The organism is Rossellomorea sp. NPDC077527 (genome assembly GCF_044542955.1).
GTDB classification, from domain to species: domain Bacteria; phylum Bacillota; class Bacilli; order Bacillales; family Bacillaceae_B; genus Rossellomorea; species Rossellomorea aquimaris_E.
Window position 1 is genome coordinate 843,036 of record NZ_JBITVL010000002.1, and the last position, 25,489, is coordinate 868,524.

Here is a 25,489-nt window from a genome sequence, read left to right on the forward strand (position 1 = left end):
CTCCTTATGGCTCTTCCTACAAAAATAGGTATTCTGCTTATTCGTCCTAACAAGGACAGATATAAACAGAATACCATGTATTAAATATTTGTACTAGTCTATGCCAATGTCTCCAATTCACTTTCAGAAATGAGGACATCCCTTGGTTTACTGCCTCTGGACTCAGAAATAATTCCATTACTCTCCATCATTTCCATCAATCTTGCCGCGCGGTTATATCCGATTCGGAAACGGCGCTGCAGACTGGAAGCCGAAGCACCACCCTGGTCGACGACAAACTCACACGCTTCTAAAAACAGTTCGTCCTCTTCCTCGGTCACCTGTGCCTGCTTAATCAATTCATCCTGTTGGAAGATATAATCCGGCTCTCTCTGCTCTCTTACATGACGGATGATCTCATCGATTTCATCATCGGAAACGAACGTTCCCTGCAGGCGGACCGGCTTGGATGATCCATTTTCAAGGAATAGCATGTCTCCCTTCCCAAGCAGCCTTTCCGCACCGCTGCCATCTATGATCGTTCTAGAATCCACGCTTGAAGAAACGGAAAATGCGACCCTTGTCGGCACATTCGCCTTGATCAAGCCTGTAATGACATCGACGGACGGACGCTGTGTGGCAATGATCAAGTGGATCCCGCAGGCACGTGCCTTCTGGGCGATCCGGCATATCGCTTCCTCCACGTCAGCTGGGGACATCATCATTAAGTCTGCCAGCTCATCGATGACAATCACCAGGTATGGAAGCATATCGCTATACTGTCCATTCCGCTTGGCCAGCTCATTGAAACGCTTAATATCCCTTACACCGGTGTGGGCGAATAGTTCGTACCGTCTTTCCATTTCCTCCACTGCCCATTTAAGGGCTGCAGTCGCAGCTTTCACATCTGTAATCACTGGGCTCACCAGGTGAGGGATCCGATTATACGGTGCAAGCTCCACCATCTTCGGATCGATGAGGAGTAGCTTCAGTTCATCCGGTGATGCTTTGTACAAGAGACTGACAAGGATCGAGTTGATACATACACTTTTTCCGGAACCGGTAGCACCTGCAATAAGACCATGAGGCATTTTACTCAAGTCCGTCACGATAGGCTGGCCGGAAATATCCAGTCCAAGGGCGGCTGTCAATGGAGATGACGGCTCCTGGAACTGAGGACTTGCAATGACTTCACTGATGCAGACCGGGCGGCTCTCCCTGTTCGGCACCTCAATCCCGATCGTATGCTTACCCGGGATTGGAGCTTCCATGCGGATATCCTTTGCAGCGAGGCTCAACTTGATGTCATCTGTCAGATTCGTAATTTTATTGACCTTCACACCTGGTTCCGGTTGAACTTCGAATCTAGTGACAGACGGACCCTGCGTCACATTGACCACTTTGGCCCTGACGTTGAAGTTATGAAGGGTCTCGTCAAGTAATAGTCTTTGAGAATCCAGCCACTCTTCACTCATTTCCTTCGAAACAGGGGGCATCAAATAATCCATTTCTGGAAAAACATAATCTCGGGCTCTTTTCGTAGATGAACTTAACTCACTATAGCTCTTGACTGCTTCTTCCCCTTGAACCTGACTTTGTTGAGTAGGCTGCTCTTCTTGTGGACGCGGAGCCTCTGATGGTTTTTCTGTATGTTCCTGAACAGAAGGTTTCTGTTCCGTTTTTATTGTCTTCCTTTTCTCCATTGAAGGAGATCCGGGTGTCTTACGAGTATCCATCTGACGCTTATCTTGCTTTAGCATTAATACGTTAAAAGGAAGATGTGACCTTTTACGCCTTTGTGGTTCTTCCTTGATCGGTTCTTTAGGAGTGGTTGCTTCCGCTTCTTCCTTAATTGGTTCTAGAGGTGTGGTCGCTTCCACCTCTTCCTTAATCGGTTCTGGAGGTATGACCTCTTCCGTCTCTTCCTTAATTGGTTCTGGAGGTACGACCTCTTCCACCTCTTCCTTAATTGGTTCTGGAGGTACGACCGCTTCCGTCTCTTCTTCTGTAGAATTTTCTTCTACAACGGATTCTTCAGCTGGGATTTCCTCCTCAAAAGAAGGACTTTCTTCGCTGACAGGTTCTTCCTTGACTGGATTTGTTGTTTCCAGATTAGCATCTGATCCAACTGGAGTGGACTGATCATGGATAATAGATATATTAGGCTCTTCATCCGCCGCTTCCGTTATGAGTGAAATGCGCTCTGATGTTATAGGAGAAGTTACTTCACTGTTCGTTATCTCCTCATCGTGATGGTCTGTTTCCTTTACAACGCTTTTTGGTATTTTTTCAAACTTAACCGGTGGAATGTCTGATGTACCTCCTCTTAATCCATTCGAAGTCGGCTCCTCTTTCTTTCCTACAGGTGAAGAGGTTTCCTCTCCCGACAAAAGGGAGTTTTCCACGATTCTTTGAGCTTTATGATCGATGACTGCTTCTTTTCTTTCTTCTTCATTATGTAAAAATTTCTTCAGCTCGTATTCGACATTTTCTTCTTTTTTGATTGGTCTATTTTTAAAACCATAGATGGGTGACGGAATTTCTGTTGGTGTAAACGGACGGCTGTTTCCTTTTTCCACTTTCGGCGATTTCTTCGGTTTTACAGAAGTAGTAGGGCTTTCTTCTTTCCACTTTCGTTTAGCTACAGAATGGTTTTGACTCTTCGGCTTCGGCTCCTGCTCATTCTGTTTCTCTTCTTTTTCTTGATTTCTTCTTGCCCTTCGCGGACGTTCCCTGGTCTCTCCATCGGAAATGAGCGGGAACCGGAAATTCCCTTTAGGATATTGATAGGTCATTCTTGCTTCTACATCACGTGAATGGCTTGGTCCAGCTATATGTTTACGTTCAGGCTTCGTCGGTTCGATTCTCTGAACATCGTCGTCATTTTCATCATAATACTCTTCTAATTGTTCGTCATTATCTGATAATTTACCAAATATTTTTTTAATCCAACTCACAAACATCACTCTTTCTTTCATACTTACTTTTATTTTATCAGTTAAAGAGAAAAATTCGAGTCATTTCGATAGATTAAGAGAATTGTTAAGGGATTGTGTCGAAACAAACATAGGTGTAAAGAGACTGTAATACGAAAAGCGCAGGCCCCTTGGGAGAGGTGAGCTAAATAAGACCGGTATTTCCCTTGGCCAGGTTATGTTCAATTCCTATACAAAACAAAAATACCCGGGCCCACTCCGGACCCAGGTATACATATTTAAGCAGTAAATGGTTGTCCTACTTGATACTTATCTTCAAGAACCAAGATGCCTTTTTCTTGAGGAGCATCGGGAAGAGCAAGTTCTTTGGCTGAGCAGATCATACCTGAAGATGCCACTCCACGAAGCTCTGCATCCTTGATGACCATCCCGCTCGGCATAACAGCGCCAACCTTTGCGACAACTACTTTTTGTCCTTTGTCAACATTAGGGGCACCACACACGATTTGCAGGGTTTCACCGCCAACATCGACGGTACAAATGTTCAATTTGTCTGCATTTGGATGCTTTTCTTTTTCAGACACATAGCCTACCACGAATTTCGGTGTGAAATCTGCCTCCAGCACCTCATCAAAACCGTTCTTCTTGATGGCTTCATTGATCAATTGAAGCTTCTCATCGTTCATGTCGACAGGACCCACTTCGCTTACACTCATATACTTTGATGCATGGAATAGGTTATAGCCTAGTGTTTTCCCCGATTTTTCATCGAATAAACGCACTGCGTCTTCTTTTCTTTCGTGTTGAACTTCTCCTTCAAACCCTGGATCCAGAGTTACGATCAGGGTATCACCAATGCCTTCTAAGTTATAAAATACGTTCATTTACTTGTTCTCCCTTTCCTTTTTACGATTTTTTGCCAGTATGAAGATCGGTTCAAGCTCCCCTTCTTCATATACGAAGGATAGTGCCGTAATTGGAACATTTCCTGTCGTAAAGAAGCTCATGGTCAGCTGGGCAAGTACATCATAGCCCGTTTCATTGCGGATATCACCGATGACCAGTACATCCTGATGGGGCACGGATACCGTCATTTCTCCTTGAACATCCTTCCTTATCTGTTTCAAGAAGGAGTCATTCAAGATGCGGCTTGCGTCGTATCCATCATTATTGTTAAGAAAATAAAATATATTTCCTGCAACTTCATCCTTTTTCATTGTCGTCGGCAGGCTTCTTACATTGAAAAGGGCGGTCTCTTTCATTTGCTCATGAGTCCATCCTTCAGCCTTCAACATGTTTTCATCCAATAGACGATAGGTTTTCCCTAGATCCACGGCATAGTAAATGCGCGTTTCCGCGGTATGATCATCCGTCACGAGTGCAACGCCATCATTGGATTCAGTGGCAAACGAGGTGGAACGGATGACAGGGAACACGTTTTTCTGTTTGCTGCCAAGATCGGATTCCGTTCCCATGACGTTTAGCGCCTCTTCTACGTAATACACCACTTCATCGATGATGGATTTGTTGTTTTCCTTCCATTTGGATACAATCGGCGGAAGGGCAATGGTGATGCCTTTTTTTGTCTCCGTGTTTTCGATTCTTAATGAGTCTTTATCACGGTCATATGTAAACGTACGATTCGGTTTCTCTAATCGTTCCTGGAGTATGCCTTTTAGCTTTTTTATGTCCAAACTTGATCCTCCTTTGTTCATTCTTTTTCTTTGCTTGTTCTCACAAAGAACATTTTTTGTAAATTAAGTACCCTTTATAATAGAAAGCAACCGACTTCATTGCTTCTAAATTTGATTATTCACTTATAACATTTTACATCAAAATGGCGAGATTACAAAAGGAACCTGTTTTTTTCGGGTAAAAAGAAAAGGGACCTTCAAATGAAGTGATCCCTTTTGCTTTTTTTATGAAGCTAGTGTGTTCATAAATTCCTCGATCTGTTCTTTCGTTTTCCGGTCTTTGCTAACGAAGCGTCCGAGTTCACGGCCGTCTCCGTATGCGAGGAAGCTTGGGATCCCGAAGATATCCAGCTCGATGCACAGGTCGATGAATTGATCTCGATCTACATATAGGAATGTATACTCTGAATACTCATTTTCGATTTCCGGCAGGATCGGTTCAATGATCCGGCAATCCGGACACCAGTCTGCTGAAAACATGAATACATGTTTTCCGCTTTCTTTCAATTGATGGAATTCTTCCACTGATTCCAGTTTACGCATGTTATTTGCCCCCTGTTTCGATCGTCATTTGGTTTGGTTTGATCCAACCTAGTTTACGCATATATTCAGATAGTAACAGGCTAATGAATGCAGGTCCAACAAAATGCAACAAAAGGATTTTCATGGCAACATCCCAACTGAATCCCATTGTCTTGAATGTCATGATCTGACCGACGAATCCGCTGGTACCCATTCCGGCTCCGGCTGCATTGTTTTCCATCAGCCAGATGGTTGTACCGATGGGAGCGAGTATCATTCCTGCTACGGTAGGAGGAATGAGAATAAGAGGATTGCGGACGATATTCGGAACTTGCAGCATGGATGTCCCGATTCCCTGGGCAAACAGCCCGCCAACCCTGTTTTCCCGGTAACTGATGACGGCGAAGCCCACCATTTGTGCCGCACAACCGATCGTAGCAGCCCCGGCGGCAACTCCGCTTAAATCAAGCATGAGGGCGATGGCCGCACTCGAAATCGGCGCTGTCAACGCTAGACCCATGAGGGCAGCAACGAGTATGCCCATGATGATCGGTCTCTGCTCCGTTGACCAACTGATCCAGCTACCAAACATGCTCATAAAGTCAGCAATTCCCGGGCCAATCAATTTAGCTGTCGTAAATCCTGCTAGAATGGTCACAAATGGTGTCACGATAATATCCAATTTCGTTGTCTTACTAACAAGCTTCCCAATTTCTGTAGATAGAACCGCTGCCACGTATGCACCCGCGGGTCCTCCAAGACTTGCCCCTGCAGCTCCCGTCACGACAGCAGCGAATAAGACAAGCGGCGGTGCTCCGAGACCAAAGGCAATCGCTACACCGATCGCCGGCCCCATCAGGCTGATTGCGAGACTCCCCATCTCAATGAAAAATTCACTGACCCCAGCGGGAAGAGGGATCTGTTCTCCGATTGTCTTGATGATCAATCCGATGATCAACGAACTGAACAATCCCAATGCCATATAACTTAATGCATCTATAAAATACGTTTTAGCAGAAAACGTAATGCCTTTCTTCTGTAAATAAGCTTTCATGTCCTTCACTCCTCTATGCAGCTTTCCTTTTACTAGTGTAAAGACACATGTTTATTTTGTCTATCATTTTTGCTTTTAGATGAAATTGATTCTTTATTATGAAAAATCATAGTAGAGGCCGATTAGGCAGGGTATGATGTCCGAATGGTTCCATCACGCGATTCAGTCTACCTGAAGAGGGTCTGACTTGAAGGATAAACTGTGATGAGCTTGTTTCTTCTATAGGAATTAATCCAATTTCAACTATTTTTAAACCGGATTCCAGATTATTCAACTTGATTCAGAATTATTCTACAGCTTTTTCATTTTATTCAACCTGATTTCCAATAATTAATCCTCTATGTCGAATTTTCTTTAGGCAGGAAGATCCCCCTACGTTTTCTCTCCTACCACCATTCTTCCCCAAAAAAGAGCATAAAAAAAGACCGATTCCCTTAACAGAGAAGATTCGGTCTGAATATCATCTATTTGTGTTTAACTGAAGCTGCCATTTTCATCATCATTTCTGCGTTATCCGCCAAGTCTTTTACTTGTGACTGAGTCGTTACTTTCGTTCCGCCCACTCCAACAGTAAGTTCGTATTCTTCTGTATCAGGTAATTCCTTAATGACATAGTATCCTAAGCGGTCGTCTTCTTTGAAAGTCCCATGTTTAACGAGAGTTTCTTTGTCATTAATGGCCATTTTATATAGAAGTTCACTATCTTTATCCTCTTGAGGGTTAGTGAATAGTATGAACGTATCAGAGCTTTTTGAAATAATGATATTATTAGGAGATTCTTTTTCTATTTCAGCACCGAATGGCAGGTAAAAGCTAATGTTCCCAGCATCTTCACCGGCTGATTCATTGGAATCCAAAGCACCCTTCACTGCGCTTGCTGTCTCCTCTTTTTCTTGATCAATCGTGGTACTGCATCCTGCTAAAATAAGCATAAGAATAAAGAAAAGGATCGATGTTTTCGTCTTCATCCTCACGTTTCCTCCCTTCATGCCTAGGACCTATGATTATGATACCCTCACAAAGTCCCAGTTGACAACCCTTCCAATAAGAAATTATGCCTTTTTCATGGGAAAGGTGGTTACATTATCTTCGAGTGGGTATTTATGATAAGATGACTAAAAACAGGAAGGTGATCAGGATGGAATTTACCGTGTACTTAGCTGGAGAGATACATAGCACATGGAGAAACGAATTAAAAGAAAAAGCGAAGGCACTGAGACTTCCTCTAAATTTTGTCGGTCCAATGGAAAATCATGACCGTTCCGATTCAATTGGGGAAGAAATTCATGGTGAACAGCCTAATAAGATATTCCGTGATGAAGCTGCTTCACAGATTAATAATTTCCGGACAGAACTGCTGATGAAAAAATCGGATGTGGTAGTCGCTTTATTCGGAGAAGAATACAAGCAATGGAATACGGCAATGGATGCCAGCGCAGCTCTTGCATTACAAAAGCCCCTGGTCCTCATTCGTCCCGAAAAACTTCATCATCCTTTGAAAGAGCTTTCAAATAAGGCGAATGTCACAGTTTCGTCGATTGACCAGGCACTAAGGACCCTTTCTTACGTTTTCGAAACAGAATGACCATATTCTCTAAACCCCCTGCAGCATCAATGCTGAGGGGGTTTTTTTACGGGTAAATGTACAACCTCCAAAGACCCAAGAATTTTCATTATTTAAAAATAACATAATATTGGCAATGTATAGTCATTTTATGTTATTATTAACCATTTGCAAACTTTTTTTGACTTTAAGAAAATATTAAAATATTATAGTAAAAGAATAAGGGAGGTAGTAACATGTCATCAATGAATAAACAGAAAATTGTGGATAGTGTCCCTCAAAAAGGATTCTTTGGACATCCGAAGGGATTATTCACTTTATTCTTCACAGAGTTTTGGGAGCGCTTTTCTTACTATGGAATGCGTGCCATCCTCGTATTCTACATGTATTATGAGGTTTCTAAAGGTGGACTGGGTCTAGAGCAAAATACAGCTTTAGCGATCATGTCCATTTATGGTTCACTTGTGTATATGTCCGGGGTTATCGGGGGTTGGTTAGCTGATAGAGTATTCGGTACTTCGAAAGCCGTTTTCTACGGTGGAATATTCATCATGTTTGGTCACATTGCTTTATCATTTCCAGGGAGCTTATCTCTGTTCTTTGTTTCAATGGTATTGATTGTTGTCGGAACAGGTTTATTAAAACCGAATGTTTCTACAGTTGTAGGTGAAATGTACAGTGAAAATGATACCCGCCGTGATGCTGCATTCAGTATCTTCTATATGGGTATCAACTTAGGTGCTTTTATTGCACCACTGATTGTCGGTAGTCTTATGGAATCGAAAGGTTTCCACTGGGGATTCGCGGCAGCTGCAATCGGAATGTTCTTAGGTCTTGTTGTATTCATGCTAACGAAGAAGAACAATTTGGGTCTTGCAGGTACGTATGTACCAAACCCGCTTTCAGCACGTGAGAAGAAGAAATATGGATTAATCGTAGGTGCAGTCGTAGTAGCTTTAGCCATTATCTTAGGAACTACAATTCCAGCAGGTATCTTTACATTAGACGTATTCATCAATATCGTCGGAATCTTCGGTATCGTCGTTCCAACCATCTACTTTATTGTGATGTACTTTAGTCCAAAAACAACGGCAACTGAACGTTCAAGAGTCATTGCTTATATTCCATTATTTATTTCAGCCGTCATGTTCTGGTCTATTCAAGAACAAGGTTCAACTATCCTTGCAGCATATGCAGACAAGCGTACACAGCTTGACTTCATGGGGATGTCCATCTCTCCTGCTTGGTTCCAATCACTGAATCCGCTATTCATCATTATTTTAGCTCCAGTGTTTGCATGGATGTGGGTTAAACTGGGTGACCGTCAGCCATCCGTTCCGAAGAAATTCTCATTCGGTCTATTGTTTGCCGGTTTATCTTTCCTAGTGATCTTGTTACCAGCTCAGCTTGGTGGCGAAGGTTCACTGGTAAATCCTTTATGGCTCGTGCTAAGCTACTTTATCGTCGTTCTTGGTGAGCTTTGCTTATCACCAGTAGGTCTTTCAGCAACAACGAAGCTTGCACCAGAAGCATTCTCTGCTCAAACCATGAGTCTTTGGTTCTTGGCATCTGCCGGTGCACAAGCTCTTAACGCGCAGCTTGTCCGCTTCTATACGCCAGAAAATGAAACAATTTACTTTGGTTCTATCGGTGGAATGGCGATTGCATTAGCCGTTATTCTATTCTTGATTTCACCTATGATCCAAAGAGCGATGAAAGGTGTAAAATAATCATTGTTCGATCCCTCTGAATTTTTCAGAGGGATTTTTTATTTAATATAATTGGTTATCCGTATACAATATTATTCTTCATGTAGCGAGTAATGGTTGATTTCCACTCCAGGTGCTCGCTTTCCGCGGGGCGTGAGTTGAGCCTCCTCGGGCTAAAGCCCTGTGGGGTCTCAACTTTCACGCGTTTCCCGCAGGAGTCGAGCTCCAATCAACTGTCTAAGTATAATTTTTTAATACCCGCAAAAAAATTCACTGACATTTAATAATCAATTTCTATAGTATGAAGTACTCGATTGTAACTGAGAGTGAAGTTGTTGAGAAAAATAAGTCTATTGCTGTCAGCAAGCAAAACAACTCCTATCACCTTACAATTTCCTATAGAGCGGTGGCAAATCACAAACTGTTATTAGTAACAACAATTTATGCAAAAACAGCCAAAAAAAAGAACCCCGCTTAAACGGAGTTCTACTCAAATTACCAGAATAAATGACAGAAGCAGTTTCGATGTCTTCTTCTGCGGTTATCTTCCGCTCCAGCGACATTATCTCTTCTATTGCAACCGCATCGTCTACGGTTGTCTTCTGCACCCATTACGTTATCTCTTCTGCCTCTGCAACCTCTGTTTCGGTCTTCAGCCCCTCTGACATTGTCTCTTCTTCTGTCACCAAACAGGAATTTATCCCAATCGCAACAGTATCGGTGATCACGACGATCGTCACGGCGATCATCACGACGGCCGCCAACTCGGTCGTTACAATAATTGCATCCCATAAATTCTAACCTCCTTCGAAAGAATTTATCAGATAATATAAAGTCTGATATACTTCATCCTATGAAGGACCGGTTGATTTGGTATGGGCCAAGTACCCTTAGGGACGACTGTTCCTATGATTATTTTGTTTATATTGCCACTGGCCTATCAGAAGATCGACCACGTGATGAAACATTTCCTCTCTCGTCAAGAGACCATTGGTAAACACACCGATGGCCCCTTCTTTCTTTCTGATTCCCGTTCTTTGGGTATACTCATCCATCAGTGGACCAAGTTCTTTTCCTGCCTTAAGCTCCAAGCTGATTTCTTTCGGTAGAGAAATTCTGGCGCCTCCTCCGATGATTTCGGTCCCATTCCGATCTACAAGTGCCCCCCAGTTACAGACGAACATCCCGTAGAGGGATTCACTTACTCCTCCTTCAAGTCCTATACCCACATCACTATTCGTGGCCTTAAGAACATTTTTGGCACGGTTTAAGGCCCCTTCAATCGTCTCCTGGTCGGACCTTGGCTGTTCACTTACATAGGACTCGGTTTTGAGACACTCGAATTGAACGTCACCGTATTGTTCCTGAAAGGCCTTTTGAACGGCTTGTACCTTTGCCGGGTTCGTTGTTCCTATTGCTATTTTCAACATCATCCACCCTCATTTCTCACAGGGAGATTCCCTTTTCTGTCTATAAAAAGGCTGTCTCAGAACTGGAATGAGACAGCCTTTCTCTATTTTTTTATGTGATCAGCTATTCGATTTGATGGTCTCGATGGTAGAGCGGTCACATTGTTTCACCAGTTTGACGATCAGCTCTTTGGCAGCAGCATAATCATCCACATGTATCATGGAGGCATGAGTATGGATGTATCTCGAACAAATCCCCACTACTGCACTCGGAACCCCCTCATTGGACATGTGAACTCTTCCGGCATCCGTTCCTCCTTGCGATACGAAGTACTGATAAGGAATATCGTTTGTTTCCGCTGTATCCAACACAAATTCCCTTATGCCCCTGTGGGTCACCATCGAACGATCGAGAATGCGAAGGAGAGCCCCTTTTCCAAGCTGACCAAATTCATTCTTATCACCTGACATATCATTTGCAGGACTTGCATCCAAAGCAAAGAATATATCTGGATTAATCATGTTGGCGGCCGTCTGGGCACCTCTTAATCCCACTTCCTCCTGGACCGTCGCACCGGAATAAAGGGTATTCGGAAGGGTCACTCCCTGAAGCTCTTTTAATAATTCAATGGACAATCCGCATCCGTAACGGTTATCCCATGCTTTGGCAAGGATCTTCTTCTCATTGGCCATCGGAGTGAACGGGCAGATCGGCACAATCTGCTGACCCGGTTTAATTCCGATCTCACGTGCATTTTCCCGGTCATCCGCACCGATATCGATGAGCATATTCTTCATATCCATCGGTTTTCTTCGCTGTTCTTCCCCTAGCAAGTGAGGAGGGATACTGCCGATCACGCCTGTTATCGGACCGTTATCCGTGATGATCTGAACCCGCTGAGCGAGCAGCACCTGGCTCCACCAGCCTCCAAGTGTCTGGAATCGGATCATTCCATTATCCGTAATCGATGTAACCATGAAGCCTACCTCGTCCATGTGCCCCGCAACCATGACAACAGGATCCTGTTCGCTGCCTTTTCTCAGTCCGAATACTCCGCCTAATCGATCCTGTACGATCTCATCCGAGTATTGGGATAATTGTTCTTTCATGAATGCACGAACGGCATGTTCATTACCGGGCGCCCCCGGCAATTCCGTCAATGTCTTAAATAATTCCAACGTATCTTGTTTCATGTCTAATGCCCCTTTTATAAAGAATCTACTTTATGTATAATCTTATTTTACAGAACTTTCGCACCTCTTACCACCAATTGAGAATAAAAGCAGTTCTCTTTTTGATGTTTTCTTTGATAGAATGTACCTATGGATGATAAATTATCGATCAGTGCCGGAAAGTTTTCAGGACCGGATGAACGGATCCTGACGGCTTTCACGCAAAAATTGCCTGTGGAGGGAATAACAGATGAACTGGAAATCTTTCATATTAGGACTCGGAATCGGAGCAGCGGGTGGATACTTACTTAAAGAAAAGCTGGATGACTCACGCCTCGTTTCTGCGGAAAAAGTATTAAAAGACGTCAAACTCTCGTTCAAAAAAGAAGGCAACATCGATGGATCATGGATCGGGATGAAACCTGAAGACTATCAGAAGCACTCCGTGAATACCAAAGTATATAAAGGCGGTATCTCAAGACGAAAAGACGGAGAGCTCGAGCAGTATGAATTCATTGCCGATGCTTATACCGGAACAGTCGTAGATGTGTACCCTTTAGCTTAATAAAAAGGATGATCCCGATCTACGGGACCATCCTTTTCTTATTTTTCCCTTACTACTTTATCCACGATTTCCCCATCTCTATTCCACTTGATCCCTCTATACTCCGCATCATGATAGAAGAGGAACCAATACTCCCCTTCGATGGCTTCTGTGATCCATTTTTCCTTTGCCCCGATGGATGTCATCGGATAGTCATCATAAGCGAGTACCCAAAGGGGGTTTTTATGCGCATGAGTCGGCATGATGTCCGCCATATGGATGAACTTCTCTCCATTGTTCTCTAGAAGGATGATGGAATGACCGTCACTATGACCGCCAGTGTGGACCATCTTGATCCCCGGAAGGACCTCCATCTCTTCTTCATACGTAGTCACTTGCGATTGAATGCTTTCCCAGTTTTCCTTCCAGTATGTATTACGGGAGCGCACATTGGGATTCCTCATTTCATCCCACTCCACCTGAGAGGTATAGATGGTGGCATTCGGAAAGGCCGAAACCAGTTCATCTCCCTCATATTTCGTTAACCCGCATGCATGATCGAAGTGCATATGGGTCATCAAAATCACATCAATATCGTTTGGCGAAAGGCCCAGAGTAGCAAGCGATGCTTCAATTTCAGATTCTTCATGCACACCATAATTGCGTTTTTGTTTGTCATTCAGTTTGCCTTTGCCGATGCCAGACTCAATCAGCACATTCTTCCCTTCCCACTGAAAGAACAGGGGATCGGTACGTAATTCAATCTGATTCAGTTCGTTCACAGCATATTTTTTGGACCAAAGGGGTTTTGGAACCACTCCAAACATAGCTCCCCCATCCATATGGGTCACACCGCCATTCAGCCAGTGTATCGTTAGATCTCCAACGTTTAACGTTTCCATCCTGATTCCTCCTTTGTTCATACCTCTTCATTTTATCAGAATAGATGGATAACTTGTAGGCAGAGGTCTTCTCCATAATAAAGGCTGTTTTGTTATGACGGAGCGAGTGGTGGTTGATTTCCGCTCCAGGTGCTCGCTTTCCGCGGGGCTGGCGGTGAGCCTCCTCGGGCTTCGCCCTGTGGGGTCTCAACTGTCCAGCGTTTCCCGCAGGAGTCGAGCACCTTCCGCTCCAATCAACTGACTAAGCTTAAGTTATAAATGTGTCCTAAAAAGGGGCGTTCCGAAATCCAAAAAAATGAACTGTTCTGAATAGGCTTTACAGGACGTGAAGCATTTCCTCTCATGACATCATATCGGCAATTTCAAATAAATAAAAACAGCCCCAAATACATCAGGGCTGCGGGTCCATCAATTATTCACTTTGATATTGTGCTTCGACTCTGTAGATTCTCTGCCCTTTGGCTGAGAATTTCTCTTCATATTCGGTCATGATATTGCCTTCGAAGTCGGTGTTATGCAGATCTAGGCTTAAGAAGTTCAAGTGCAAGCCGTACCATGAGAAGCTCTTTAATGAGTACTCGAATAACCCTTGATTATCTGTCTTAAAGTGGATTTCCCCGTTTTTGATCAGAATCTCTTCATACATGGACAAGAAGTCCTTATAGGTCAGGCGGCGCTTTTCATGGCGGTTTTTCGGCCATGGATCAGAGAAGTTCAAATATACTCTGTCCACTTCTCCTGATTCGAAGTACTCTGTCAGTTTTCTTGCATCAACGTTCAATAGCTTCACGTTCGGAAGTTCAGCTTCGATCAGGCGATCAAGTGCTGTGACGATGACACTTTCATAAAGCTCGATTCCAATATAATTAACGTCCGGGTTGGCTCTTGCCATTTCCGTGACGAATTGACCTTTTCCTGTCCCAACTTCGATATGAAGGGGGTGATCGTTGCCAAACTCTTTATTCCATTGACCTTTTTTCTCCTGGGGTTCTGCCACAACGTACTGTGGATGATCACTGATTTTCTCAGAAGCCCATGGTTTATGACGTAAACGCATGTAGACACCTCATTTTTTATTATCGAAAAAAACATACCATGACTCTCGGTCCTATGCAAGAGCCAATTAAAGCAAAGCGCTCCTTAAGGTCCGTCCCTCAAAAAGGGCGCATAATTGAAAAAGGAATTCACACACTAGTAGTGAATTCCTTTTTTCGGTTCTGATCTTGATCGGGCTGTTTGAAAGTACGTGGTTCCATTAAATTAATTGAAAATGAAAGGGTGTACTCCATGCCTTTAAATTCACAGAATCAAATGCAGTTATTATCTGATATATTAAGCAATCATTCGACGGATTGCTGTGGTTCGGTTTCTGAATGTGAGCAGGTTGAGCGCTTAGTAAAGTCGTTGATGGTCAATGTCGATATCCACGAAAACGTCAAACCCGTTTTACAGGAAATCTACCAGTACAGTCAAAGCGGGATTTCATCGCCTGACTTGACGAACCATATTACGACGAATAAAGATAATCTGTCCCAATGGGTCAATGATATGAACAGCTACTCTTGATTCAAATTACCTTGTGCAAATATTGAATCCAATGGTTCATCTCGTGGAAACGGGCTTTCCCTTTATGCCACTGGATGGATAAAATTGTTTGTGCCACGACGTACCATTTCATCCGTAGCTTCAGGTTATCGGTCAGCTCGACTCCGTATTGAGTCAGCCAGCTTTCCCATTGATCCTCGGGGATATACCAGTATAACAATAACCCTACATCAAAGGCAGGATCTGCGATCATCGCTCCATCCCAGTCGATCAAATACAACTGGTTGTAATCAGACAGCAGCCAGTTGTTATGGTTGACGTCCCCGTGACAGACTACATATTCTTCTTGTTGAACTTCCATAAGCTCCTTCTGAAGAAACAAAAGCGCCTCCCTGATGACAGGCAATGAAAGAAGATCGAACTCAAGTCCTGTCTCCACTTCCGTCAGCATATGCTCCGGTTGGAACGGTTCTTTCCCCAACCGTTCCAACATCGTGGAAAGAGGTTTCGAGGAGTGGATCTTGTTCAACAGCCTCGCCACCCGTTCATCCTTCATCTCTTCGGGCTTTAATTCTCTCCCATTTAACCAGTGTTGTGCTGTGATGACGTCCCCGTTTTCCATTCGCTTTGTCCAAACAAGCTTGGGTACAATTCCTTCTGCGGATAATACAGCTACAAAAGGGGAAGAATTGCGCTTCAGAAATAACCTCTGCTCCTGATACTGAGCAAAGAACGCTTCTCCGGTTGCACCGCCTGCGGGGACGATTTCCCAATCTTGGTCAAATAAGTGTTCCAATATATTCACCTTCTATTGGTCCTTTGTCATGTTTGTATATGTGTATCATTACATTTCACTAAATTTTAAGAGTCATATAAAATAAAAAAGACAGCTATTGGGCAATACAAATCAATAGCCATCTGTTACGATTTTATCGTCATCTTGCGTTTTCGTCAAGCACTGGAATGAACTGTTATCTTACAAACACATAGGAAGAGACCGGTTCAAGGGTGATGGAAGCTTCATTTAAATCATACAGACCGCTGACGCTCGCCCGATTGCCATCCGATAGGCAAATCCAGTCATTTCCTTCCGGCAGGGTATACTCACATGCCTTTGTATCCGAATGAAAGACCATCAGAATTTCATCCCACGGGCCGTATGGATGAACATTTTGATACAAAACATCGATCAGGTTTGCCTGGCTGTGAGACACCTTTACATGCTCCCGGATCAACTCACTCTTCTGGAAGCGGAAGGCCCCGTGACTTTTTCTGATCTGGATTAAGGCTTTGACATATTGAACCACGTTATCGTATTTTTCTCTTCGGATCCAGTCTAACTGATTGATTTCTACCGGGGAATTATAGCTGTTCTCGATCCCCTTTTTCGTTCTAAAAAATTCCTGCCCTGCATGAAGAAACGGGATCCCTTGAGATAACAGCACCATCGTGGTCGCTAATGAGTGCCGAGCTTTTAGGATTTCTTCATCTTCATTTAAACATGCCTTCATTTTATCCCACAGCGTATGGTTATCATGGGACTCCACATAGTTGACAGATTGAACAGGCTCCTTAAAGAGTCCCCGTTCACCACTGCTCATTCCGACGCTTCCCGTAAGGACGAGCTCCACCTTCTGTTCCAGATGCCCGTGACCGAGTGCGAATCCTTTATCATATAGATTAAATGTACTTCCTTTGATGGTGTCCCTAAACCAATCATTAAATTGACCGATCCCTTGAAGCTGATGGGCATTGCGCAGATTGGCTTTTTGATGTGGAGGCAGCGGCGTATTCAAATCCCACCCTTCTCCAATCAATATTGCACCCGGTAACACTTTATCCACTTCTTCACGGATCGCGGTCATAGTCTTGACGTCCAGGATTCCCATCAAATCAAATCGAAAGCCGTCCACACCGTATTCATTCATCCAATATAAAATCGAATCTACGATAAACTTCCTTGCCATAAGGCGTTCAGAGGCAAAGTCATTCCCTACCCCCGTCCCGTTAGACGGTAAGCCATTTTCATCGTGACGGAAAAAATAGCCGGGCACAAGCTTCTCAAAAGAGGAATCCTCTCTTATAAATACGTGGTTGTAAACCACATCCTGAATGACTCTGATATTTTCATCGTGAAGACATTGAATCACGGTCTTTAATTCCCTGATCCGTTCATTTGGGTCTTCAGGTTTTAAGCTGTAACTCCCTTCAGGTGCATTGAAGAATAACGGGTTGTATCCCCAATTATAACTGGTGTCTGAGGGGTTATCCGTCACACCATCGAAGTCATTGACAGGAAGCAGCTCAACATGGGTGACCCCCAGTTCCTTCAAGTACTGAATTCCGCTTGAGAATCCATTCGGCGTGGTCGTTCCCTTTTCCGTAAAGGCGCGGTACTTGCCCCTGAACTTCATACCACTTTCCTGTTGGGCAGAAAAATCCCTGATATTCAATTCATAGATCACAGCATCCGTCGGAGAGGTTAATGCGGGGAGTGGCTTGTTCTTTTCATGCGCATTATCAAGGTTGATGACGACGCCCCATTCACTATTCAATGAGACCGCTTTTGCATAAGGATCAATCAGCTCATCCCATATCAGATTGATACACGGGAGGATACTATAAAAATATCCTTCCACATCCGTATTTACCCGACATTCCCATACACCGTTTTCCATTCTTTCAAACGGATACTGAATTTCTTCATCGTCAGGGGACTTAAGCTTTAATCTAACCTCCGTCGCCGTCGGTGACCATACCTTAAAAACAGTGCACCCATCCTGGTATGTAACGCCCAGGTCATGTCCATCGTAATAGTACCGTTGATCAAACTCTTCTGTCCGTATTACAGCCCCGATCTGAAGGTCTGTCCTTGTATCATGTTCATCAACTATTTCATAGCATTTTCCTAAAATGATTTTCTCACTTTGAATGGTCGTCACATATTTCATGGCATCATTCAAGGGGATTTTCTCTTCAATATGAAGCGCAATCCTCTCGTCCCCCTTGATCAGGGTGAAGTGACTCGAATGCCCTTCATGATAATCATATGGGAGAATCATGGTGATTGAATTGAACGTATCCAAAAATGCATCATACTGTCTGCTAATGACTAACACTTCTGCCACCCACTTCTGTTTAACATTTTCCGACTCGATGGAAAGAACCGGACTTCAGCTCTTATATCGGGAGCATTATACTTACCCTATATTATTCAAAAAATACCCATTTGGTCCGCCGTTTCATGATTCTGTGTCTCTCATCAAATCAAGTGTTTTATCATTAAGATATGCTTGTATTTTTATATTAGGCCAATCAAGACGGGTTTCTGATGGATTATACCCCATAACCGTTTGATCAAAACCGTCGATTACCCATGGTTTTCATCCGATACCGTTTCTTCCCACTGAAGCCTCTTGAAGGAAGTCGTTTGGCAATACTCCATGATAGCCTGAGCCGCTTTCAGCTGGACACTCTTAATCGGGGAAGAACTGGATCGCTGCTGCTGGAACCATTCCTGATGGATCCTCTTATCCAAGAACTGGATCCCTACTGGGGACTGCGGGTAATCTATGTAACCGTTCCTGCTGATGACAGCTTGATAAATAGGCAGTTCAACTCCGGCAAATTTGATGATTTGATGGACGATCCGCTCCATCCTCTTCAAGCCGATGAGAGGATTCAACACCTTCGATTCCATATCTCCCCATTTTTTCACCCAGAAACGCTCTCCCGATCCGATATAGGCCGTCCCCTCCTCGAACTCCAGGAAGGTTAAACACCAAATGCCGGTCGGCGTGATTAAGATGGTCTCTAATTCGACAGGTGCATTTTTTATTTTCAGGACAGGGTTGTACATCACGAAAATATTATCCGGGAAGCGTTGCAGAAGGTAGCGTAAACGTTCGTCATAATGATAACTGTTGTCCACATAGGATTTTTCCGTGATGGTAGAGCTTGCCCACCTCAGTTGAAAATCAAATACAAGATCCAAAAAGGAAAGCTTCAATTCTTCTTCCGAGTGAATATCCTGATTTGCATCTACCTCAAACTGGATTTCTTCATCACTCTGCTGAGGAACGGGATCTTCCTCTTCTTCAGCATCTTTCTTCTTAAACAGTGAAAAGAGTTTTTCCTTCATGGAATTCTTCTCTTCGTCACTCTCTTCCTTTACTGGTGGTACTGGGGGGATCTCCCCATTTTCCCAATGTTGTTTCATTTTTTCCCATTGCTGCTTTTTTAATCGGACAAATTGGGAAGGATATCTATATAAATCCGTTTCATATCGTGAAACGTAATCTTGAAGCTTAATGAGCTGTGCCATATTGAATCGGTCCTTTCGTGACGGTCAATTTGTCTGTAAGGGGATGGTATGAATCGCTTCGTACTTAGGTGTCCGGTCCATATGCGTCCGGTATAATACGATTTCTGCAGCCATCAATGTATGGCTGTCAACAGGCTGAAATCCATTCAGCCACTCTTCTGTAAAGGAGAATTCTTCATTCCATTTTCTCCCCACTGTGATGTGCGGGGAAAACGGCCTTTTATCCAATTGAAAGCCTGCCTTTTCACAGGCACCATACACAGTGTTCCGGAGCCCGTGCAGTATGTCGGAATGCTTGACACCCATCCATAAAATTCTAGGGGAATCACTCTTCCCAAAAGTGCCAAACCCTTCGAAGGTCAGGGAAAAAGAAGAATAGGACAAACTCTCCACTTTTTCGATGACGTGATGAAGCTTCTCTGCACTCCCTAAAAAAGCAAGGGTAAGATGATAATCCTCGGGATGGACCCATTTTTTGAATGAACCACTATCCCTTAAAGGCTGCATGCAATTGTCCAAATACCGTTTTGTTTCCCGGGGCAGGGAAAGTGCAAAGAAATAATGGTTTTTTAACATACTACATTAGTCCTTTCTGCTAGGCTTCTCCAGAAATAAATTGGTTTGTCACATGATTGGCGAAAATGTTAGGTTTCAAACGTTTAGACAGTCGAATTTTGCTATAGTAATAAGTCGATTCCCAGAAAGTTGATTGAAGCGGAAATCAACCACTACTCACTTTTTCAAAAGCCACGAATGCAAAAGTCTACTAATATTACTTTCATTTTAGCAAAATGTGTCATGAGAGAGAATGAATAGAGAGAATTGCAACAAAAATGAAATACAAAGCTAATTTATTTGATAAGATTTATCTGAATTAGTACGATAGAAAGAGAATGTTTTCTGAAAGGAAGATGAACATGAAAGTGGTACAAAATATCGCAGATCTCATCGGGGACACCCCCCTTGTAAAATTAAATCGATTGAACCCTGCTGATGGGGCGGATGTATATGTGAAATTGGAATTCTACAATCCGAGTAAAAGTGTAAAGGACAGAGCGGCCTATCAGATGATTGTGGAAGCTGAAAAAGAGGGCTTACTGAAGGAAGGCTCAACCATCATCGAACCCACAAGTGGAAACACGGGGATTGGCCTTGCCATGAATGCGGCAGCAAGGGGCTATCGCGCCATCCTCGTCATGCCTGATACGATGACACAAGAACGCATCAACCTCTTGAAAGCGTATGGAGCAGAAGTGGTATTGACACCGGGGGACGAGAAAATGCCTGGTGCCATCGAAAAAGCAAAAGAACTGACGGAGCAGATTCCCAACAGTTTCATGCCTATGCAGTTTGAGAACGATGCAAACCCAAATGCCCACCGGAAAACCACGGCCCTTGAAATAGTTGAAGCAATGAAGGAGCTTGGAAAGCCGTTATCTGCTTTTGTGGCAACTGCAGGTACCGGGGGAACGATCACCGGAACAGGCGAGGTATTGAAAGAGCATTATCCTGATCTCGCCGTCCATGTTGTGGAGCCTGCCGGTTCACCGGTTCTATCTGGAGGAAAACCGGGCAAGCATAAGCTGGTGGGAACAAGTCCAGGGTTTGTACCGGACATCCTGAATACGAATGTATATGATGAAATCCATAAAATTGAAGACGAACAGGCTTATGATATTGCCCGAAGAATGGCAAGCGAAGAAGGCATCCTGGTGGGACCATCTTCAGGTGCCGCATGTTACGCAGCCATAGAAGTGGCTAAGAAACTATCACCTGGTGATGTGGTCGTATGCATTGCCTGCGATACTGGAGAACGCTATCTATCAAGCGACCTGTTCAGATTCTAATAATAAGAGGCTGCTCCTTAGACGGAGCAGCCTCTTTCTTTATGTTCATTTGATTTGATGATAATGTGAGATGAATTGTTCGGGAGAAGATTTTACGACGAACGTCCAGACCCCTTCGATTGTGTGAAGATACAAAAATGTATAGTAAGCGGACAATGGTTTGCTTGTCACGTCCATCACATCTTTGATGATGAAGCTCTTCGTAGGAGTGACGATTCGATCATTGTACAAATACAAATGCTCCTCCGTCTCTACCGTGAATTGCTGGTTGTCTTCTATTCTTCGTTCTGTCTTCATAAATGGCTGTGAACAAATCAACATGTCATGCCTCCAACTAGTTTAACGAGCTACCATTCCTTTTCTGTCACTGAATAGCGCCTGAAGCTTTTTCGTGACAGCACCCGGTTTACCTTCTCCGATCACCTGTCCATCGACCCCGATTACAGGCATCACTTCTGAAGTAGTACTGGCAATGAACACCTCATCCGCTGCCATCAGCTCAGAAACGGAAAATGTCTCTTCTTGAAACGCGATATCATTTTTCCGGCATAAATCTTCTATGACTCTCCTCGTGATTCCATTGAGGATGAGGTTGGTAACGGGATGTGTATAAATGACTCCGTCTTTCACCATAAAGGCATTGGAAGAAGACCCTTCCGTTACTGTATCGCCACGGTGCAGAATCGCTTCGAAATGACCTTCTGATGCCGCCTCCTGTTTTGCGAGAAGATTGCCTAGGAGATTCAAACTCTTAATATCGCAGCGAAGCCATCTGATATCCTCAACAAGCTTGGCTGTCACCCCGTTCTTCATCTGATGAGAGGGAACCGGGAAGTCCTTTGTATAAGCAACGACACTTCCCACTACGTCTTTGCTAGGAAAGTGATGCTGACGTGCTGAGACACCGCGAGTCACTTGTAAATACACGATCCCGTCTTTGACATCGTTCAGCTCGATCAGCTTCAGCAGTTTGGCTGTGAATTCCTCTTCTCCATATGGAATGGAGAGCTTCATCTTTTCAGCGCTTTGATACAGTCGTTCCATATGCTCTTTCATGGTGAAGGTACTTCCGTTATATACCCGGATCACTTCATAAATACCATCCCCGAATTGATAGCCTCGATCCTCGATATCGACCTTAGCTTTATCGCGATCGATCAGTTCCCCATTTACAAATACTGTGTTCATCCTCTACTCTCCCCCTTGTGTCTATTAAGATTCACATGCTAACTCATAAATGGCCTGGGCGTAAATAGCCGTCGCTTTAAGGAGATCCTCTATATACATGTATTCATCCTTTTGATGGGCAATATCTTCACGGCCTGGGAAAAGCGCTCCAAAGGCTACGCCTGCTTCAAGACTTCTCGCATAAGTCCCTCCGCCGATGCTTAATAATTCCCCTCTTTCACCTGTCTGGTCTTCGTAAACCTTTTTCAGGGTCTGCACGAGCTCATCATCCTTAGACACATGGTGAGGCTTGCTGTCAGTGAAGTTCTCGATGGTATACCCTTCTATGTTCTCAATGATGCTCTTTCCTTTTTCCATGTCAAATGTCACAGGGTAACGCATATTCAAGCCTAAACGGCCTCCATCGGCTTCTGTATAGCGAAGCTTTCCGACGTTTATAGTGAGATCCCCCGTAATGTCGTCCGTGTAACTGACGCCAAGCTGAATCCCTCTGGAATCCTTGAAGAAGTGCTTTGTCGTAAAATCAAAGAACGCTTTACCTTGAGAGGATAGTGGCAGTTTCGAAAGGAAGGCAGCTAAATAAAGTCCGGCGTTCTTCCCATTGTCAGGCTCCATTCCGTGTGAAGACACACCTTCCACTTGGAATACAAGCTCGCCGTTTTCAAGATAGTAGCTTCCTTTGACCCCTTCTTCTTTGGTGAAGATTTCAAAGTTCTGCACCCATTTCGTATGATCCTCATCCACAACCAATATGGCCTTTGCATAGTCGGGAACCATGTTGTAACGGCGGCCTGACTCGAAAGAAAGGACTTTGATCCCAGATTCCGTCACCTCTTCAGGCTTCACCTGGACCAAATCATAATCCGCGATTCCTTTTTCAGCATGGATGATCGGGAAGTCGGCATCAGGAGCAAATCCCATCGTCGGCATTTCCTCTTTTTTGAAATAGTGCTCTACACATCTCCAGTCGCTTTCTTCATCCGTCCCGATGATCATGCGAATCCGTTTGTTAAACGTCGGATCAAGATCTTTTACGATTTTCATTGCATAGTAGGCAGCCATCGTAGGGCCTTTATCATCGATCGCTCCACGGGCATAGATCTTCCCGTCTTTGATCTCACCGCCATAAGGATCGACGCTCCAGCCATCCCCTTCAGGAACCACATCCACATGACAGAGGATACCGAGGAGGTCCGTCCCTTCCCCGAACTCTAAATGTCCTGCCAGGTGATCAACGTTCTTGGGAGTGAATCCGTCCTTGTCCCCGAGTGTCAACAGGAAAGAGAGTGCCTCCTTCACACCTTTACCGAGCGGTGCCTCTTCCGTCGCATTTTCTTCATCAAGCACACTTTTAATCTGAAGGAATTTCTGCAAATCCTGCAGCAATTCATCTTTCCGTTTCTCGACTTCATTCGTCCAATTGATACTCATATACTTCCACCTGCTTTATATGTATTTACTTCACCTCCCATTTTATACTGTTTGTCGGGGAAATCCAAACAGGGGCTCTACATTTCTTTTCACTTGCAGAATGACTAAAAAGAGAGGATTATAGAAAAAATACATAATATTAGCATTTTCTTCATATTCTAGGAATAGAACCATCAAGTTACTACGTAAATAGTTTGTAAATTTGGACAATATTCTAGAAATTTTGTCGGATTAGGGGTACAATGTAATTGTCTGACATCTTATGAGTAAACTCTAAATGTAGAAAAGGGGTTGTCTAAAGCGCATAGTACATATGGGAGCACGTGAGGTGCACAAACGACGCATGTAGTCTTTTGCCTTTGGAAAAATGATGAGGGAGTGGTTTTTTGAAACCTTCAACCAATCGTATGCTCACTAGAATCAAAGCTGTATACATGTACATTAAACAGAAGGGTACTGTAACAACTCAAGATCTTGTAGACGAATTTGGCATTACTCCTCGCACCATACAAAGAGATCTCAACGTGTTAGCTTATAATGACTTGGTGCAAAGTCCAAGTCGGGGTCAGTGGACAACTACACAGAAAAAAGTGAAAATGACCTCATAAACGAAAAGCGTAGGCGGCTTGCTCAGGCCCGACAAGCATAAGACGAGGAACCCGGAAAGGCGTTTTTTGCCTTTATGGGTTGCTTGGCTTATGACCTCGAGGGACTAGCCGCCGGAGCTGGACATATAGAAAAGCAGACTAAAAAAACAATAAAACGGGGCGGCACCTTTATCGTAAGGTGCCGCCCCGTTTTTTTATTCCGGTTTATATTCTTTAAGAAGGGTTACTTCCTCTTCCGTTAGTTCACGGTACTCACCAAGCTCCAGATCTTCGTCAAGCTTTAGTGGTCCCATCGTCAGGCGTTTGAGATACATCACGCGCTTACCGACACTTTCGAACATTCTCTTCACCTGATGGAATTTCCCTTCGGTGATCGTCAGCTCGATGTCTGAAGTTAGACCCGATTTTAAGATCGTTAACTCTCCCGGTTTCGTTTCGTAGCCATCGTCCAATGTCACTCCATCTTTGAACGCTGTGACATCCGCCTCCGTCACTTCTCCGTCAATCACGGCGAAATAGGTTTTCGGCACATGTCGTTTTGGTGAAAGGAGCTGATGGGATAATTGACCGTCATTTGTAATAAGAAGAAAGCCTTCTGTATCTTTATCCAGTCTACCGACAGGGAATGGATTGAAGATTTGATCTTCCATCTGCAGTAAATCAATCACCGTTTCATCCTGTGAGTCTTCCGTTGCAGAAATGACTCCCGGCGGCTTATTCATCAGCAGGTAAATATACTCGCGATATTCCACCTGTTCACCATATAACATCACGGTATCCTTTTCCGTATCTATATGGACTTTCCCATCCTTGATGACTTCCCCATTCACTTGGAGGCCGCCATCCTTTAATAATTTCTTTACTTCCTTGCGGCTACCATAGCCCATGTTCGCAAGCATTTTATCTATTCTCACTTCATTCACTCTCCGTCTGTTTCAGCCTTCGATTCGTCAGTATTTCTTTATTTTTCACTCATTCTTCTATTCTTAACATAGGCTCCATCAGGTAAGCAACTCTTTAGAAAAAAAAGAAAAAAGGGATGATCTCGCCATCCCTTTTC

The 25,489-nt window shown here is 43.8% G+C and carries 25 protein-coding genes; 6 read left to right on the top strand and 19 right to left on the bottom strand.

The features are described 5' to 3' along the window. Positions 1–98: 98 nt before the first annotated feature. The 6 genes from ACIGG7_RS09480 to ACIGG7_RS09505 form a co-directional block, all read right to left on the bottom strand. Positions 99–2,936 carry a DNA translocase FtsK gene (locus ACIGG7_RS09480; RefSeq protein ID WP_397549600.1) on the bottom strand — a complete coding sequence of 946 codons (2,838 nt, stop codon included), beginning with the start codon at positions 2,934–2,936 and terminating at the stop codon, positions 99–101. Between the two features lie 257 nt (positions 2,937–3,193). Continuing rightward, positions 3,194–3,799, bottom strand: coding sequence for a YtpR family tRNA-binding protein (gene ytpR, locus ACIGG7_RS09485; protein WP_397549601.1), 606 nt, complete (start codon positions 3,797–3,799; stop codon positions 3,194–3,196). Next, on the bottom strand, positions 3,800–4,609 hold the full coding sequence (locus ACIGG7_RS09490) for a DUF1444 domain-containing protein (protein WP_397549602.1): 810 nt from the start codon (positions 4,607–4,609) through the stop codon (positions 3,800–3,802). It abuts the gene before it with no gap. Positions 4,610–4,834: 225 nt separating this feature from the next. Continuing rightward, the gene (locus ACIGG7_RS09495) at positions 4,835–5,152 is read right to left on the bottom strand and encodes a thioredoxin family protein (RefSeq protein WP_224939546.1); all 318 of its coding nucleotides are present in this window, start codon (positions 5,150–5,152) and stop codon (positions 4,835–4,837) included. Between the two features lies 1 nt (position 5,153). After that, the gene (locus ACIGG7_RS09500; RefSeq protein ID WP_224939545.1) at positions 5,154–6,185 is read right to left on the bottom strand and encodes a PTS sugar transporter subunit IIC; all 1,032 of its coding nucleotides are present in this window, start codon (positions 6,183–6,185) and stop codon (positions 5,154–5,156) included. A gap of 464 nt (positions 6,186–6,649) precedes the next feature. Beyond that, positions 6,650–7,153 carry a hypothetical protein gene (locus ACIGG7_RS09505; protein ID WP_224939544.1) on the bottom strand — a complete coding sequence of 168 codons (504 nt, stop codon included), beginning with the start codon at positions 7,151–7,153 and terminating at the stop codon, positions 6,650–6,652. Between the two features lie 170 nt (positions 7,154–7,323). On the opposite strand from ACIGG7_RS09505, the gene ACIGG7_RS09510 reads away from it, so the two are divergent. Beyond that, complete coding sequence (locus ACIGG7_RS09510) at positions 7,324–7,770, top strand: YtoQ family protein (RefSeq protein WP_397549603.1); 447 nt, start codon at positions 7,324–7,326, stop codon at positions 7,768–7,770. A gap of 215 nt (positions 7,771–7,985) precedes the next feature. Continuing rightward, positions 7,986–9,479 carry a peptide MFS transporter gene (locus ACIGG7_RS09515; RefSeq protein ID WP_224939542.1) on the top strand — a complete coding sequence of 498 codons (1,494 nt, stop codon included), beginning with the start codon at positions 7,986–7,988 and terminating at the stop codon, positions 9,477–9,479. A gap of 474 nt (positions 9,480–9,953) precedes the next feature. Here the strand turns inward: ACIGG7_RS09515 and ACIGG7_RS09520 are convergent, their stop codons facing one another. The 3 genes from ACIGG7_RS09520 to ACIGG7_RS09530 form a co-directional block, all read right to left on the bottom strand. Continuing rightward, a complete protein-coding gene (locus ACIGG7_RS09520; protein ID WP_224939541.1) occupies positions 9,954–10,250 on the bottom strand; it encodes a hypothetical protein in 297 nt (98 codons plus the stop codon). Positions 10,251–10,348: 98 nt separating this feature from the next. Beyond that, positions 10,349–10,891, bottom strand: a complete 543-nt coding sequence (locus ACIGG7_RS09525; protein WP_397549604.1) for a DUF84 family protein — start codon at positions 10,889–10,891, stop codon at positions 10,349–10,351. Between the two features lie 96 nt (positions 10,892–10,987). Further along, positions 10,988–12,061, bottom strand: a complete 1,074-nt coding sequence (locus tag ACIGG7_RS09530; RefSeq protein ID WP_224939540.1) for a M42 family metallopeptidase — start codon at positions 12,059–12,061, stop codon at positions 10,988–10,990. A 229-nt stretch (positions 12,062–12,290) separates the two neighbouring features. Between ACIGG7_RS09530 and ACIGG7_RS09535 the strand changes: the two genes are divergently transcribed. Then, on the top strand, positions 12,291–12,605 hold the full coding sequence (locus ACIGG7_RS09535) for a PepSY domain-containing protein (RefSeq protein ID WP_224939539.1): 315 nt from the start codon (positions 12,291–12,293) through the stop codon (positions 12,603–12,605). Between the two features lie 38 nt (positions 12,606–12,643). On the opposite strand, the gene ACIGG7_RS09540 is transcribed toward ACIGG7_RS09535, so the two are convergent. After that, complete coding sequence (locus ACIGG7_RS09540) at positions 12,644–13,486, bottom strand: YtnP family quorum-quenching lactonase (protein ID WP_397549605.1); 843 nt, start codon at positions 13,484–13,486, stop codon at positions 12,644–12,646. A gap of 412 nt (positions 13,487–13,898) precedes the next feature. Further along, positions 13,899–14,543, bottom strand: a complete 645-nt coding sequence (gene trmB / locus ACIGG7_RS09545) for a tRNA (guanosine(46)-N7)-methyltransferase TrmB (protein WP_397549606.1) — start codon at positions 14,541–14,543, stop codon at positions 13,899–13,901. A 230-nt stretch (positions 14,544–14,773) separates the two neighbouring features. On the opposite strand from trmB, the gene ACIGG7_RS09550 reads away from it, so the two are divergent. Then, on the top strand, positions 14,774–15,052 hold the full coding sequence (locus ACIGG7_RS09550; RefSeq protein ID WP_224939536.1) for a YtzH-like family protein: 279 nt from the start codon (positions 14,774–14,776) through the stop codon (positions 15,050–15,052). Position 15,053: 1 nt separating this feature from the next. Here ACIGG7_RS09550 and ACIGG7_RS09555 read toward each other — a convergent pair whose 3' ends face one another. The 4 genes from ACIGG7_RS09555 to thpR all read right to left on the bottom strand — a co-directional run bounded on the left by ACIGG7_RS09555 (position 15,054) and on the right by thpR (position 19,931). Then, positions 15,054–15,827 (bottom strand): phosphotransferase family protein, encoded by a 774-nt coding sequence (locus ACIGG7_RS09555; protein WP_224939535.1) that lies wholly within the window; start codon positions 15,825–15,827, stop codon positions 15,054–15,056. Positions 15,828–16,002: 175 nt separating this feature from the next. Further along, entirely contained in the window at positions 16,003–18,150 is a 2,148-nt protein-coding gene (pulA, locus tag ACIGG7_RS09560) for a type I pullulanase (RefSeq protein WP_397549607.1), read from the bottom strand. Positions 18,151–18,401: 251 nt separating this feature from the next. After that, positions 18,402–19,355: a nuclease-related domain-containing protein gene (locus ACIGG7_RS09565; RefSeq protein WP_397549608.1), complete on the bottom strand. Its 954-nt coding sequence runs from the start codon at positions 19,353–19,355 to the stop codon at positions 18,402–18,404. Between the two features lie 24 nt (positions 19,356–19,379). After that, positions 19,380–19,931: an RNA 2',3'-cyclic phosphodiesterase gene (gene thpR, locus ACIGG7_RS09570; protein ID WP_397549609.1), complete on the bottom strand. Its 552-nt coding sequence runs from the start codon at positions 19,929–19,931 to the stop codon at positions 19,380–19,382. Between the two features lie 341 nt (positions 19,932–20,272). On the opposite strand from thpR, the gene cysK reads away from it, so the two are divergent. Beyond that, positions 20,273–21,202 (top strand): cysteine synthase A, encoded by a 930-nt coding sequence (cysK, locus tag ACIGG7_RS09575; protein WP_224939531.1) that lies wholly within the window; start codon positions 20,273–20,275, stop codon positions 21,200–21,202. Between the two features lie 45 nt (positions 21,203–21,247). Here the strand turns inward: cysK and ACIGG7_RS09580 are convergent, their stop codons facing one another. Genes ACIGG7_RS09580 through pepV form a run of 3 tightly spaced genes read right to left on the bottom strand, consistent with a single transcriptional unit; the run spans position 21,248 to position 23,821 of the window. Next, a complete protein-coding gene (locus tag ACIGG7_RS09580) occupies positions 21,248–21,523 on the bottom strand; it encodes a hypothetical protein (RefSeq protein ID WP_224939530.1) in 276 nt (91 codons plus the stop codon). 18 nt (positions 21,524–21,541) lie between these two features. Continuing rightward, entirely contained in the window at positions 21,542–22,390 is an 849-nt protein-coding gene (gene dat, locus ACIGG7_RS09585) for a D-amino-acid transaminase (RefSeq protein ID WP_397549610.1), read from the bottom strand. Between the two features lie 24 nt (positions 22,391–22,414). Further along, on the bottom strand, positions 22,415–23,821 hold the full coding sequence (gene pepV, locus ACIGG7_RS09590) for a dipeptidase PepV (protein WP_397549611.1): 1,407 nt from the start codon (positions 23,819–23,821) through the stop codon (positions 22,415–22,417). A 386-nt stretch (positions 23,822–24,207) separates the two neighbouring features. Between pepV and ACIGG7_RS09595 the strand changes: the two genes are divergently transcribed. Continuing rightward, on the top strand, positions 24,208–24,429 hold the full coding sequence (locus ACIGG7_RS09595; RefSeq protein WP_206851743.1) for a DeoR family transcriptional regulator: 222 nt from the start codon (positions 24,208–24,210) through the stop codon (positions 24,427–24,429). Between the two features lie 194 nt (positions 24,430–24,623). On the opposite strand, the gene ACIGG7_RS09600 is transcribed toward ACIGG7_RS09595, so the two are convergent. Beyond that, positions 24,624–25,328: a pseudouridine synthase gene (locus ACIGG7_RS09600; protein WP_397549687.1), complete on the bottom strand. Its 705-nt coding sequence runs from the start codon at positions 25,326–25,328 to the stop codon at positions 24,624–24,626. Positions 25,329–25,489: the final 161 nt, after the last annotated feature.